This window comes from Nocardia sp. NPDC019323, from assembly GCF_044389845.1.
GTDB classification, from domain to species: Bacteria; Actinomycetota; Actinomycetes; order Mycobacteriales; family Mycobacteriaceae; genus Nocardia; species Nocardia implantans.
In genome coordinates this window covers 90587-104744 of sequence record NZ_JBIRYN010000011.1, presented here as the reverse complement: position 1 = coordinate 104744, position 14158 = coordinate 90587, and the positions used below count along the sequence as shown (strand labels likewise).

General features: G+C 71.9%; 10 protein-coding genes. 6 read left to right on the top strand and 4 right to left on the bottom strand.

The window, feature by feature from the left end:
- Positions 1-464 precede the first annotated feature (464 nt).
- A complete protein-coding gene (locus tag ACH49X_RS29780; protein ID WP_357207835.1) occupies positions 465-686 on the top strand; it encodes a zinc ribbon domain-containing protein in 222 nt (73 codons plus the stop codon).
- 15 nt (positions 687-701) lie between these two features.
- Here the strand turns inward: ACH49X_RS29780 and ACH49X_RS29775 are convergent, their stop codons facing one another.
- The 4 genes from ACH49X_RS29775 to ACH49X_RS29760 all read right to left on the bottom strand — a co-directional run bounded on the left by ACH49X_RS29775 (position 702) and on the right by ACH49X_RS29760 (position 4542).
- Positions 702-977 (bottom strand): SelT/SelW/SelH family protein, encoded by a 276-nt coding sequence (locus tag ACH49X_RS29775; RefSeq protein ID WP_067804457.1) that lies wholly within the window; start codon positions 975-977, stop codon positions 702-704.
- Between the two features lie 18 nt (positions 978-995).
- Positions 996-1385: a YchJ family metal-binding protein gene (locus tag ACH49X_RS29770; protein WP_357110086.1), complete on the bottom strand. Its 390-nt coding sequence runs from the start codon at positions 1383-1385 to the stop codon at positions 996-998.
- Positions 1386-1601: 216 nt separating this feature from the next.
- A complete protein-coding gene (locus ACH49X_RS29765) occupies positions 1602-2090 on the bottom strand; it encodes a hypothetical protein (protein WP_195082051.1) in 489 nt (162 codons plus the stop codon).
- A 7-nt stretch (positions 2091-2097) separates the two neighbouring features.
- On the bottom strand, positions 2098-4542 hold the full coding sequence (locus ACH49X_RS29760; protein ID WP_357110083.1) for an AAA family ATPase: 2445 nt from the start codon (positions 4540-4542) through the stop codon (positions 2098-2100).
- A 437-nt stretch (positions 4543-4979) separates the two neighbouring features.
- Here ACH49X_RS29760 and ACH49X_RS29755 point away from each other — a divergent pair, with 437 nt between their 5' ends.
- The 5 genes from ACH49X_RS29755 (at position 4980) to ACH49X_RS29735 (ending at position 13895) form a co-directional block, all read left to right on the top strand.
- Entirely contained in the window at positions 4980-7850 is a 2871-nt protein-coding gene (locus ACH49X_RS29755) for an SWIM zinc finger family protein (RefSeq protein WP_357207833.1), read from the top strand.
- Positions 7847-8947, top strand: coding sequence for an AAA family ATPase (locus ACH49X_RS29750; RefSeq protein WP_195082054.1), 1101 nt, complete (start codon positions 7847-7849; stop codon positions 8945-8947). Before ACH49X_RS29755 ends, ACH49X_RS29750 begins: the two co-directional genes overlap by 4 nt.
- Positions 8926-11277, top strand: a complete 2352-nt coding sequence (locus ACH49X_RS29745; RefSeq protein WP_397071486.1) for a DUF5682 family protein — start codon at positions 8926-8928, stop codon at positions 11275-11277. The genes ACH49X_RS29750 and ACH49X_RS29745 overlap by 22 nt, the downstream gene beginning before the upstream one ends.
- Positions 11278-11704: 427 nt before the next feature.
- Positions 11705-12862, top strand: a complete 1158-nt coding sequence (locus ACH49X_RS29740; RefSeq protein WP_195082056.1) for a VWA domain-containing protein — start codon at positions 11705-11707, stop codon at positions 12860-12862.
- 271 nt (positions 12863-13133) lie between these two features.
- Positions 13134-13895 (top strand): dienelactone hydrolase family protein, encoded by a 762-nt coding sequence (locus tag ACH49X_RS29735; RefSeq protein WP_357207828.1) that lies wholly within the window; start codon positions 13134-13136, stop codon positions 13893-13895.
- Positions 13896-14158: the final 263 nt, after the last annotated feature.

The window sequence follows — 14158 nt, the reverse complement described above, 5'->3', positions numbered from 1 at the left end:
CTCCTCATACTTCTTTTTCGAGAGTACGTCGAAGATCAGGACGACAACGTCGCGATGCCATGACATTGCCGCGTCGACTCCCATTCATCCGCTGTTCAGGCCGTCGGACGGGCCTCGGTGTCGAATCGGTCACGGCGACCGCCGGAACCCACGGCAACTTGCGATAGCCAGGAGGGTGCTCCCGTCGCGCGGGTGGAGCGGGGTGAGGTCGCGGCCTCCGATTCCCGGTCGCCGACCGACGCCGTCTCGTCGCCCACGTACGCGGCCCCCAATCGGCGATACGGCCCGTCCTCGCCCAGCAGCTGTGCGTGCGTGCCGGTCTGCGACAACGGTCCCACCACCGCGATGAGATCGGGGTCCGCCGCGGTGGCGAGCCTCGTGCAACACCACCGAGCCCGCGGACATCTCCAGGACTCGCCCCCCGAACGACGAGCTGCCCGCGGCGCAAGCCCTAAACTGAGCGGATGCCGAGTTACAGCTATCGGTGCCGCAGCTGCGGCGACACGTTCGAGGTCTCCCGCCCGATGGCGCAGTCGTCGGCGCCGGCGACCTGCCCGATCGGCCACGACGACACGGTCAAGCTGCTGACCACCTTCGCCACCGTCTCCCGAGGCGGTGCTCCCGCGCCGGCTCCGGCGGCGCCACCGGCGGGCGGCGGCTGCTGCGGTGGCGGCTGCTGCGGCTGAGATTCCGGCGCGGGGTCAGTCGCGCCGGTCGGCGTGACCGAGGTCGCGCTCGGGTGCGACCCGGTCGCGCACCCGCTGCTTCAGCACCGCGATGTCGGGAAATCCGCCGTCGGCCTTGCGCTCCCAGATCTGTTCGCCGTCCACGGTGATCCGGAAGACCCCGCCCGAACCGGGCCGGAGCGCGACTTCGTCCAAGTCGGTGGCGAACGTGCTGAGCAATTCCTGTGCCATCCAGCTCGCCCGCAGCAACCAGCGGCATTGGGTGCAGTACTCGATCGCGACGCGTGCCATGCCCGCTGACGCTACCGCTCAGTCCTCGTGCGTGCCGTCCAGGTAGACCCACGCGCCCTCGGACCGGGCGAACCTGCTGGTCTCGTGCAGGGAGCCGCGGCCGTCGGCGTCCCGGTAGTGCGCGACGAACTCCACCGTGCCGCTGTCGTCGAACAGTCCACCGCGATCGGTCCCGGTGATCTCGAGGAACAACCAGCGCTGGGCCGGATCGAGGGTCAGCTCGCGCGGGCGGGTGCGCGGATGCCAGGAACGCAGCAGATAGCAGGCGTCGCCCACCGCGAACGCGGTGTAGCGCGAGCGCATCAGCGCTTCGGCGGTGGGAGCGGGACGCTCGCCGCTCAGCACCGGACCGCAACAGTCGTCGAAAGCCTCACCACGCCCACACGGGCATCGCCGCGCCGCATTCATGCCGCGTCCTTTCCGAACCCCACTGCCATCTCTGCTCCTGATCCGCACACGCCTTGCCCGTCCGGCCTACACGCGTCTCCGTGGGCACACGCTTCCCGCCATCTCCGGCTAATGATCATCCTTCCGGCCTGAACGGCGCCCGCCGCAGGCACGTCGCCACCGCTTCCGAGCCGATCCGCTTGCCGCCGGTCTTGCCGACCCGGCGTCCACCCGGAATCAATCCCGGCGCGCCTGCACCGCCGCGAGGTCCGCGGCCAAGGCGACGGTCTGCTCCCGCCAACGGCGCAGGTCGGTGACGCTGGGAGCGAGTTCGTAATCGTGGTGGTGGGCCGCGCGCGACAGCGCTGCCCAGAGCACGGCCACGCGCGCCGCCACGTCCGGTCCCGCGAAGGCGCGCAGCGCGATCAACTGCGCCCGCATCGGACAGCGGACCAGCGCGGGCGCCAGGCGCGACCACAGTTCGTCCACGGCCTGCTCCAGCGCGATCCGCAGGATCCAGGCCGTCGCCCTCGACCACAGCCCGCCCGCGGCGGTCACCGATCCCGCCAGCAGCAGATCGACCGTTTCCAGCCGCTCGGCGACCGACGGCCGATTCCCGCGCGAACGGGGCGGGCCGTTGTTCCGCCCCCGCTGCCCGTGCCGGGTCGCGCGCCCGCCGCCCCCTGGGCCACGGCGCGCGCCGACCGGCCTGCGCCGCCCGGTCACCGGCGCCTCACCGGGCCAGCCACGCGACGAACTTCTCGGTCTCACCGATCAGCTCGCGCATATCGCGCCCGATCGGCACGTGCGCGCCCGCCGTGGCGTCGCGCAGCGCGTCCACCACCCACCGGCCCTCGCGCGCGATGAGGTTCTTGTTCAAGTCGTCGACCCTACTGCCGACCCCGAAGACCGCGAGCGCCACCTTCGCCCGGGTCGAATGCGCGGCATCGATGTGGCGTTCCACCTCTTGGTGGTCCATGCCCGCGGCGAGCAAGCTGCGCCGCGCCCTGGCCAGACTGGCCGCTTCCACCGCGGAACGGCAGCACGTGGCCACCAGTTCGTCGGCGATCGCCGCGGGCAACTGCGGGGTGCGCACCAGAGCGCGGGCGTCGTCGAGGTAGCGGCGGATCGGGTCGCTGGACACCCGCACCTCGACCACCGAGCGGTCGCGGCGCTGCACTTCCAGCACGGTCGCGTCGAGCTGCATCCGGCGCACCGCCTCGGCGAGGCGCTCGTCGTGGGTGAACACCACCACCTGCCTGGTCCAGGCGACCGTGGCGAGCACTTGGGCCAGGCCGTCCACCTTGGCCGGGTCCATCGCCTGCACCGGGTCGTCGATCATGACGAAGCGGAACGGGCTCTGCTCCACCGTGGCGCGCGGCAGGAACAGCGAGAGGCCCAGCGCGTGCAGCTCACCCTGGCTCATCACGCCGAGCGCGGCGCCGTCCACCTCGTCGACGGTCACGTCGAGCAGCACGCGGCGCGCGGTGCCCGCGTTGCCCTGCAGACGGATCGCGCCCAGTTCGACGTTGCTCTGCTGCCGCAGCGTGCGCCACACCCACCTGGCCGTCGTCTCCAGCGGCGTCATGCGCTCGCCGCGCAGGCCCGCGGTGGCCGACTTCAGCCAGTCCTCGGCCTTCTTCACGGTGCGCAGCTCCGGCGCGTGCGCGGCCACCTCGCGCGCGCCCTCCAGCCAGGCCACGATCCGCGGCACCAGCGGCGTCCACACCTCGTCGAGGCGGTCGAGTTCCTTGCGCGTGCCCTGTTGCAGCAGGTCGAGTTCGTCCACCAGGCGCGCGTGCGCCGCGCGCAGCCGGGCGGGCAGGTCCTCGGTGTACTCGGCGGTGGTCAGCGCGGCCCACTCGGCCCATGCCTCGCGCACCGCCGTGGTGTCGACCGACGGCGGGTTGCGCGGGTCGAAATCCAGCTCGGCGGGAACGAGGTCGGGAAGCGCCCGCGCGGCCCGCACGGCGTTGCCGAGTTCGACCCTGGCGGTGGTGAGCGCGTCCACCCTGGCGCTCAGCCGCTCGATCGCCGCATCGGTCTCGCGGGCCCACGCAGCGTCGAGTGCGCCGCGGCCGCACACGGGGCATGGGCACGGCCCGCTCGCCGCCTGATGTTCCCGCGCCTTGCGCAGCAGGTCGAGCAGGCGCAGATCGGCTTCGGCGTCGGCGGTGGTTCCCGCGGCGAGCGCAGCGCCCCATTCCTCCAGGCGGGTGGCCACGGCCTCCACTTCGGCGTCCTCGGGCAGCGCGAGCCGCACGATCGCGCGCAGACCGTCCGGTCCGGCCGGGTCGTCCACCGCGCCGAGCACTTCCCGGCCGACCGCGGCCAGATCCGGCTGCGCGGGCCGCAGCAGCCCGGCGACCCGCACCGCCCGGTCGTCGGCCACGGACGCAAGCAGTTCGAGCAGTTCCAGGCGTTCCTGACGCGAATCCCGCACGGCGCGTTCCAGCTCGAGCCGGCGCATCCGGATCCGTTCCTGCGCCAGGGTGAGTTCGTCGAGGCCGAGCAGCTGGTGCAGCGCGTCGAACAGATCGCTCGGCTTCCCGTCCACCAGCGCGCCGAGTTCGCTGTAGGACAGGAAGGGGCGGTAGAGCTCGAGCTGGGCGGCCCAGCGATCGGTGTCGAATTCCGTCGGCGGCTCGGGCGGATACCGCTGGGTCCACTGCGCGTCCGGCAGGTCCGCGTCGGCCGCCCACTCCTTGGCGATGGTGAGGCGCGGCGTGGCGCCCGCGGTGAGCAACTCCAGCTCGATGCGGGCGGCCGTGCCGTCGTGCAGGTTGCGCCAGCCTTCCCGCCACGCCGCCGATCGACCGTCCCACCGGCGGTTGCCTCCGGTCATGGCCAATTCCGCCGCCTCGGCGAAACTGGATTTGCCGCTGCCGTTGCGGCCGACCACGAGGGTGAGGCCGGGGCCGGGCGGCAGCTGCAACGTGGTCTCGGGGCCGATGCCGCGGAAGCCGCACACCCGGATGGCGCTGAGGAAGATCCCGGAGTGATCGAATGCCGTTGCGGCGTCGGCTGATTCGGCGGCGCCGAGGGCGCGCAACACAGTCCGCATGACCGACGGCGTGACCGCTGGATCCTCGGCCAGGCGCCTGGCCACCACCTCCGAGAGCCGCGGCGGCGCGTCCGCGGAACCGGCGGCCTGGACAGCGTCGGGATCCAGGCGCATGCGAAAAATCCCCTCCACCATCGAGCCGCAGCACGTCCTCCGACCCCGTGCGCGGCGCCTTGTCGAAGCTGTGCGAAACGCTACCCGATAGCGTCCGGATCGCGCATCGTGCCCGAGCGAATCTGCCCGCGGGGATGGATATGGTCATCGAAACGCCTGCGCCGCGTCTCGATGTCCACCCCTCGCGCCAACCCCGGCGGGCAGCCTCGATGGTGTCTACACCCGGTCCGGGTGGCTCGGTCGAGCCGAACAGGACAGAATGCCAGAGCGGCCCGATCGGCGCAAGATTTACGCGAACGGCGAATGCGGAACCGGGACAAGCGGTTCCGCGCGCGAGGCCGCACCGGTGGCGGCACTTGTCGGTGCGCTGGGGTAGAAATCCGGTCAACCGAGCAATGAAGGAAGGCGATGAGGCAGCAGCGAGCCGGAGCGGGCCGATGACGACGCCGTGGACCGAAGAGCAGGTCACGGCGCTGGCGCCGGACGCGAATTCGCTGTCGGCGGCGCGCAAGCTGGTGGGCCGCTGGCGCGAGAGCGGGCAGCACGGCACCGCCCTGTGGGGCCGGTGCCAGGGCAGCGGCGCCACGCCCTATCAGACGATCGTCGACCTGTCCGGCCCGGCGTACCGCTGCTCCTGCCCGAGCCGGAAGTTTCCCTGTAAGCACGCGCTGTCGTTGTTGCTGCGCTGGTCCGCGGGCGAGGTCGCCGTCGCGCCGGAGACCGCCGACTACGCGGCCGCGTGGATCGGCGGCCGTACCGCACGGGCCGCCGCGTCCGCCGACCGGCCACGTACCCCGAATCCGGCCACCGCCGAACAGCGCCGAGTGCGGGTGACGGCGGGGTTGGAGGAACTCGACGTCTGGCTCGGTGATCAGGTGCGCACCGGCCTCGCGCAGGCCGATCGCTCCTATCGCGCCTTCGAGGCCGTGGCCGCCAGGATGGTCGACGCGCAGGCCCCCGGCCTCGCCGCCGCGCTGCGCAGGCTCCCGGCCGTCGTGGCCACCAGAAACGACTGGCCGGAGGTGATGCTGCGCGAGTACGCGCGCATGCACCTGCTGATCGCCGCGCACCGGCAGCTCGACGCGGCGCCGCCCGCGCTGCGCGCCAGTATCCGCACCCACGTCGGTTATCCCAATCCGGCAGAGGCGGTGCGTGCCGAAGTACCGGTCCGCGACCGATGGATGGTGTTCGGCGCGCGGATCACCGAGGACGAGCGCCTCTACACCCGGCGCACCTGGTTGTACGGGCGCGAAAGCAGGCGCTGGGCGGTGGTGGTCGACCATTCCTTCGGCTCCCCCGGCTTCCCCGCCGACGTTCCCGCCCTGGGGCAACTGGCCGACGCCCAGCTCCATTTCTATCCCGGCGCCGCGCCGCTGCGCGCGCTGTGGGGCGAACGGCACAGCGCCGCCGAACCATTCACCACGCTGCCCGCCGACCGCGACCGCCCGGCCACCATCGCCGCCGCGCTGGCCGCGCACGCGTCCGCGCTCGGGGCCGATCCGTGGCTGCGCTCGTGGCCGATGCTCCTGGCCGACGTGGTGCCCACCCGCACGGAACAGGGCTGGTACGTCACCGAATCCGACGGGACCGCGCTGCCGATCCGGCCGGGTGAGCAACCGTGGACGCTGCTGGCCGTCTCCGGCGGTCATCCGGTGACGGTGGCCGGCGAGTGGAGCGCCGACGGTTTGGAGCCGATCTCGGTGTTCACCGCGGGTGAGGTGATCGATCTGGCACCCACCGAGACATTCGTCCCCGACGCGACCCACCCGCAGCCTGCGCCGACCGGGAGCGCGGGTCTCACCTCCGTCGCGTTGCTCGGCACCGCCCGCCGTGCACCGGACCTCGCGGCGCTGGCGCCCCCGATCGCGCGAGCGGCCGAGCGGTTGCCGCATGATCCCGCGTCGCGATTGCTCGAAACCGCCGCGCTGCAAGACCTCTACACTCGCGGCGGCGTAGCGCCCGCCACCGCGGCGGCGCCGGAGCCCGCGGCGGACGATCCCCGTCCGGCGCTGCCGCGCCCCGCCGCCGTACGCCTGGCGCGCATGCTGCGGGAACGCTCGGCGTTCCTGCCCGAATGGTTCGAGGCGGCGCGGCCGCACGACTATCGAGCGCCGGACGCGCTGTGCGAGCAACTGCTCGAGCACGCGAAGATCAATGCCACCTTGCGCGAGCCGCTGCTGCGCCTCGCCGGCACTCGCGGCAGCTGGCTGGCGGCCCGGCATCCGGCCTGGCGCGACCTGGTGCGGCTGCCGTCCACCGATGACGAAACTTTTTCGGACACTTGGCTTTTCGGTCGGCCACCCGAGCGGCGCGACTGGCTCGCCGGCCTTCGGCGCGCCGACCCTGGCGCGGCACGAGAACAACTCACCGCGGCGTGGCCGAAGGAATCCGGGCCGCTGAAGGCCGAACTGCTGGCCGTGCTCGCCGACGCACTCGGCCCGGACGACGAGCCCCTGCTGGAAACGGCGCTGGACGACCGGCGCGCGGATGTGCGCCGCACCGCAGCCGGACTGCTCGCGCTGCTGCCGGACTCGGCGTTCTCGCAGCGGATGCGGGCGCGGGCGAGCGCCTGGATCCGCGCCGAGCACCGGATGCTGCACACGAACGTGGTGCTCACGCTGCCGGACCGGCCCGACGCCGCCGCGCAGCGCGACGGGATCACCGACCGCACCGTCGAATTCGCCTACCGCTGGAACGGCGCGCCCGACGTGGCCGCGGCCCGGCTCCGGCAGGTGGTCGCCGCCACCCCGCTCGCGCACTGGGCCGACGTGCTCGGCACGCCGCGGCAGGCGGTGCGCGCCACGATCGAGGACCGGTTCCGGCAGCCGATCTTCGACGGCTGGGTGGACGCCGCACTGGCGCAACGCGACTCGGCGTGGGCGCGCGCGCTGTTCGAAGCGGGCGTGCCCACCGACCTGGCGATGCTGCGCAGGCGGGAGCTGTTCGCGCTGCTTCCGCTGCCGGACCGGACCGCGCACCTGGTGCGGCTGGACGGGTCGTGGCTGTCGGAGATCGAGGCGCTGCTGCCCGCGATGGGCCATCCGTGGCCGGAAGCGCTGGCCCAGCACGTGGTGCTGCTGCTGTTCGAACGGGCGCGGGCGGCGGCGCGGCGTCCCGAGACGCACGGCGCGGCACCGAGCGCGCACCGGTCGCTGCTCGCCGCGGCCTCGGTGCACCTCCCGGTCGCCGCAGCGAGCACGCTGTCCGCGGTGGCCGGCAAATGCGACGATCCCGCCTGGGAGCGGGCCTTCGACCAGCTCGCCCATGACCTCATTCACCGCTCGATGATGCTCGAGGAGTTGCAGTGACCACCACCGACCCGACGCCCGGCCTGCTGCGCCCCCACGCCGAACAGGCGTATGCCGACGAGCTGCGCGCCCTCGCCGCCGCCGACGACCGGCCCCGCCCGCCGTCGTGGCGGCTGTCGCCCTGGGCGGTGGTCACCTACCTGCTCGGCGGCACCCTGGCCGACGGCACCGTGATCACCCCGAAGTACGTCGGCCCGCGCAGGCTCATGGAGGTGGCGGTCGCGACGCTGGCCACCGACCGGGCGCTGTTGCTGCTCGGGGTGCCCGGCACCGCCAAAACGTGGGTGTCGGAACATCTCTCCGCCGCCATCAGCGGCGCGTCGACATTGCTGGTGCAGGGCACCTCCGGCACGGCCGAGGAGGCGATCCGCTACGGCTGGAACTACGCGCGGTTGCTCGCGGAAGGGCCAAGCGACGCGGCGCTGGTGCCGTCGCCGGTGCTCACGGCCATGCGGACGGGCTCCATCGCCAGGATCGAAGAGCTCACCCGCATCCCCTCGGACGTGCAGGACGCGCTGATCACCATCCTGTCCGAGAAGACCCTGCCCCTGCCGGAACTCGGCACGGAGGTGCAGGCGGCCAAGGGCTTCAACGTCATCGCCACCGCCAACGATCGCGACCGCGGGGTGAACGAGTTGTCCTCCGCGTTGCGCCGCCGGTTCAACACGGTGGTGCTGCCGCTGCCCGCGAGCGAGGACGAGGAGGTCGCCATCGTCAGCAGGCGGGTCGAGCAACTCGGTTCGGCGCTGGAATTGCCCGCCGTGCCCGCGGCGGCCGAAGAGGTGCGGCGAGTGGTGCGGGTCTTCCGTGAGCTGCGCTCCGGCAGCACGGCCGACGGACGGACCAAGCTGAAGTCGCCGTCCGGGACGCTGTCCACGGCCGAGGCGATCTCGGTGATCACCAACGGCATCGCGCTCTCGGCGCACTTCGGCGACGGTGTGCTGCGCGCCTCCGACATCGCGGGCGCGGTGCTCGGTTCGGTGATCAAGGATCCGGTAGCCGACGCCGTGGTGTGGACGGAGTATCTGGAGGCCGTCGTCCGCGAGCGACCGGACTGGGCGGACTTCTACCGCGCCTGCCGCGAGGTCACCGGGTGACCTCCGAAGCAGACCCCGTGACCAGGGTTTTCGGCATCCGCCACCATGGTCCCGGCTCGGCGCGCTCGCTGCGGCTGGCCCTGGCGCAGTTCCGGCCCGACATGATCCTGATCGAGGGGCCCGCCGACGCCGATCCGCTGGTCGGCCTCGTCGCCGCGGAAGGGATGGCCCCGCCGGTCGCGCTGCTGGCGTATGTTCCCGACGCCCCCGCCAAGGCCGCGTTCTGGCCGTACGCGGTGTTCTCCCCCGAATGGCAGGCGCTGCGCTACGCCGCCGACAACGAGGTGCCCGTGCGGTTCTGCGATCTGCCCGCGAGCGTCACGCTGGCGACGGAGGACGAGCCCGGTGACCGGTTCGATCCGCTCGCCACGCTGGCCGCGGCCGGCGGCTACGACGACGCCGAACGCTGGTGGGACGCCGTCGTGGAATCGGTGCCGGACGCGGCCGCGTTCGACGCGATCACCGAGGCGATGGGCGCGCTGCGGGAATCCGCCGAGTCGGGTGGCGCCGTGAGCGACCGACCTTCGACCGTGCGACCCGGACCGGATCGAGCCACGAATGCCACTGCGCCGGAATTGGATTCGGTCGCGGAGGCGGTCGCCGAACCGACCCTCGTGCCAGAACCACCGGAACTCCTCGTCGTCGACGCCCACACCCTGCGGCGCGAGGCCTACATGCGCCAGACGATGCGCAAAGCGCTCAGAGACGGCGTCCGGCGGCTGGCGGTGGTGTGCGGGGCGTGGCACGCGCCCGCGCTCACCGGCGCGCTCGGTCCCGCCGCGCCCGACGCCCGGTTGCTCAAAGGCCTGCCGAAGACCAAAGCCAAGCTCACCTGGGTGCCGTGGACGCACTCGCGGCTGTCCACGACCTCCGGCTACGGCGCCGGCGTCACCTCGCCGGGCTGGTACCACCACCTGTTCACCGCCACCGCCCAGCCGATCGCCCGCTGGCTGACCAAGGTCGCCGGTGTGCTGCGCGCCCACGATCTGCCCGTCTCCAGCGCGCATGTCATCGAGGCCGTCCGGCTCGCCGACACGCTCGCCGCGCTGCGCGGTCGCCCGCTGGCCGGTCTGTCGGAGGTGACCGAGGCCACCCGGTCGGTGCTGTGCGGCGGCGACGAGACGATGCTGCGGTTGGTGATCGGCGAACTCGTCGTCGGCGAGGCGCTGGGCGCCGTTCCGGAGCAGACGCCGACCGTGCCGCTGGACGCGGACCTGCGCGCCACCATCCGGTCGCTGCGGATGAAGCAGGAGCCCTCGATCCGCACCGTCGACCTGGATCTGCGCAAGGAACGCGAGGTCGCGCGGTCGCGCCTGCTGCACCGGCTGCGGGTGCTCGACATCGAGTGGGGCACGCTCACCATCAGCGACGTGCGCAGCACCGGCACCTTCCGGGAAACCTGGACGCTGCAGTGGCATCCCGAGTACGCGATCTCGATCATCGAGGCCTCGCGCTGGGGCACCACCATCCGCACCGCGGCGGAGGCGAAGATCCTCGACACCGCGAGCCGCGCCGACCGCTCGGTCGGCGAATTGACCACCGCGTTGGAAGTCGCGCTGCTGGCCGATCTGGGCGGCGCCACCGACGGATTGATCGCCCGGCTGGAATCCACCGCGGCGCTCGACCACGACGTCACCCACCTGCTGGCCGCGCTGCCCGGCCTGATCCGCACGCTGCGCTACGGCGACGTACGCGGCACCGACACCAAAGCGCTCGCCCACGTGGCCGATGGGTTGCTGGTGCGCATCTGCGCGGGCCTGCCCGCGGCGGTCACCGGATTGGACACCGACGCCGCCACCGAGCTGCGCGGTCTGCTGGACGCGGCGCACACCGCCATCCACACCAGGGACGACGGCTGGGCCACCGGCGCCTGGCTCGCCGCGCTGCGCCGGATCGCCGACCGCGACGACGTGCACGGCGCTCTGGTGGGGCGCGCGGTCCGCTTGCTCGCCGACGCGGGCCGTATCGATGACGCCGAATCCGCGCGCAGGCTGTCCGCCGCGCTGTCGGTGGGCGCCACCGCCGCGGCCAAGGCGGCGTGGATCGACGGTTTCCTCGGCGGTCGCGGCCTGCTGCTGGTGCACGATCGGGAGCTGTTGCGGCTCATCGACGACTGGCTGCGCGGCCTCGGCGACGACACGTTCGTCGAGACGCTGCCGCTGCTACGCCGCACCTTCGGCGCGTTCGAATCGGGTGAGCGCCGCGCCATCGGGCAGGCGGTCCGCGACGGCGGATCGGTCTCCCCCACGGCGGCCGTCGCAGGCATCGACGCCGATCGCGCCACAATCGCGGTGCGGACGGCAGCGGAGATTCTGGGGGTCACGGTATGAGCGGCCAAGCATGGAGGTCGGTCTCACGGCAGCACCACGCCGTCCATACCGAAAGCACACAGAGCACGAGCCGCCCAGGCCCGCAGGCGACAGCGCAGCACCACCGCGCAAGGACCGCCCATCCCCGGAAGCGCACCCAGAACGAGCGAGCGGACCCGCGGAGGACCGCGCAGCACTACTACGCCGCCTTCGCCCACACCGCAAGGCGGGGACAGTGTGAGCGGATCAGGACCGGAGGCGGCAGCTCAGCGTCTATATGGGACCTCCGCGCATGCCGGAAAGGACGCGGCATGAGCAGTCAGGCCATGCGGCAGCGGAGCGTGACCACGCAGGGCCCCGCCCGTGCGGAGATCGGATACACATTGAGGGAACAGGCAGTCCGGCGAGACCGCAGCGAGGTCGCCGCTCATACCCGGAAGGGCGCGGCATGACCGACGAAGCGCAGTCCCGGCGTTGGCGATTGGTGCTCGGCGCGGCGGCGGAGGAAGGACTGGGCGGGCTGGGCTCCGGCACGGACGCGGCCATGGACCGGGCGCTGTCGGCGCTGTACAACACCGATGAGGAGACCTCGCCCGGCAAGCGCACCGGCGGTTTGCAGGGTTCGGCGCCGCGCGTGGCCCGCTGGCTCGGTGATATTCGCAGCTACTTCCCCGCCTCCGTCGTCGAGGTCATGCAGCGCGATGCCGTGGAGCGGCTCGATCTCACCCAATTGCTGCTCGAGCCGGAACTGCTCGAGGCGGTGGAGCCGGACGTGCACTTGGTCGGCACCCTGTTGAGCTTGAACCGGGTGATGCCGGAGACCACCAAGGCCACCGCGCGCATGGTGGTGGAGAAGGTGGTGCGGGAGATCGAGCAGCGCATCGCGGCGCAGACCGTCGCCGCGGTCTCGGGCGCGCTGAACCGCGCCGCCCGCGTCACCCGGCCGAAACTGCGCGACATCGACTGGGACCGCACGATTCGCAAGAACCTCGCCACCTATCTGCCCGAGCATCGCACCGTGGTGCCCGAACGCCTGGTCGGCTACGGCCGCAAGACCCAGGCGGTGCGGCGGGACGTGGTGCTTGCCATCGACCAGTCCGGTTCGATGGCCGCCAGCGTCGTGTACGCGTCGGTGTTCGGCGCGGTGCTCGCGTCGATGCGGTCGCTGCGCACCTCGCTGGTGGTCTTCGACACCGAGATCGTCGACCTCACCGACAAACTCGACGACCCGGTGGAGGTGCTGTTCGGCACGCAACTCGGCGGCGGCACCGACATCAACCGGGCCATCGCCTACTGCCAGTCCCTGGTCACCCGCCCGGCCGACACGCTGTTCGTCCTGATCTCCGATCTCTACGAGGGCGGCATCCGCGACGAGATGCTGCGCCGCGTCCGCTCGCTGCAGGAGTCCGGCGTCCAGGTCGTCGTGCTGCTGGCCCTCTCCGACGACGGCGCGCCCGCCTTCGATCACGACAACGCCGCGGCCCTCGCCGCACTCGGCATCCCGGCCTTCGCCTGCACCCCCGACAAGTTCCCGGAACTGCTCGCACTGGCTCTCGACCGCGGCGACGTCCAAACTTGGGCCCACGCCAACGCCACCCAGCACTAGCGCAGGCAGCGCGGCCGATAGAAGCCCGAGCCCACGCCGACGCCTGGCTGGCAGCATGGAACGCACGCGACCTCGATGCCATCATCGCCTGCTACGCCGACGACGTGGACTTCGTCGCCTCCACAGTGACGCGCCGAACCGCTCCGCTACCGGTGCGTGGCGGGCAGAAAGGGCTCCACGGTCGGTGCTCCGGCAACCGGTAGCGAGTCGAATCGGCCGATGCTGCTCGAGGTACGTTCGAAACGATCCAGGCGACAGGAGAATTCAAACGATGACTGCGGTGCAGGGTAGGACGATCGACATTCAGACGGCCGATGGTGTCGCAGACGCGTATGTCGCCTACCCCGACGACGGCGCCGCTCATCCGGGTGTGCTCGTGATCCAGGACGGTTTCGGGCTGCGGCCCAGCCTGCGGTCGTTGGCCGATCGTATCGCCGACCACGGCTACACCGTGCTGTTGCCGAACGCTTACTACCGGCACGGGCGTGCGCCCGTGGTCGAGCTGCCGGATTTCATCGATCCAGCGGAGCGGCCGGAGATCTTTCAACAGGTCTTCCCGATGATTCGTGAGCTGACACCGGAACTCTTGCGTTCCGATGTCGCCGCCTACCTCGCGTGGCTGGCGGACTCGCCGCTGGTCGCCGGAAAGAAGATCGGCCTCACCGGCTACTGCATGGGTGCGCGGCTGGCGGTGCTGGCCGCCGCGATGTTCCCCGAGCGGGTCGCCGCGGTGGCCGGATTCCACGGCGGACCGCTCGTCACCGACACGCCGGACAGTCCGCACCTGACCGTCGGAAACATCACCGGCGAGTTGTACTTCGCCCACGCGGGCGAGGACCACCACATGACCGCGGAGCACATCGCTCAGTTCGACAAGGCGCTCGAGGCCGCAGGCGTCCGGCACCGGACCGAGGTCTACGAGGGGGCGCAACACGGCTACACCCAAGCCGATACTTCCGCTTACGATCCCGAGGCAGCTGAACGGCACTACCGCGAACTGCTGGCCCTGTTCGACCGCAATCTGCGCCGGTAGTTCGCTCCGGCCTGGTCTCCAGCGTCCGTCGCGCCCGGCGCTGCGCCCGCACCGCCGCGGGGACAAGTACGTCTCGGCGTGGGTGGGGTCGACCCGTGGGTGCGCCCCCTGTCCGCTACGTGATCTGCGGATCACCGGGCCGCAGTGCTGCGGCCGCGCCTTCCGTGTTTCCCTGTCAGAACGCCGGGGCCGCGGTGACCTGGACTTACTGGTTCCCACCGCGGCCCGCTGCGTTCATCGGAATCGGCACTCACCGGCCGGGA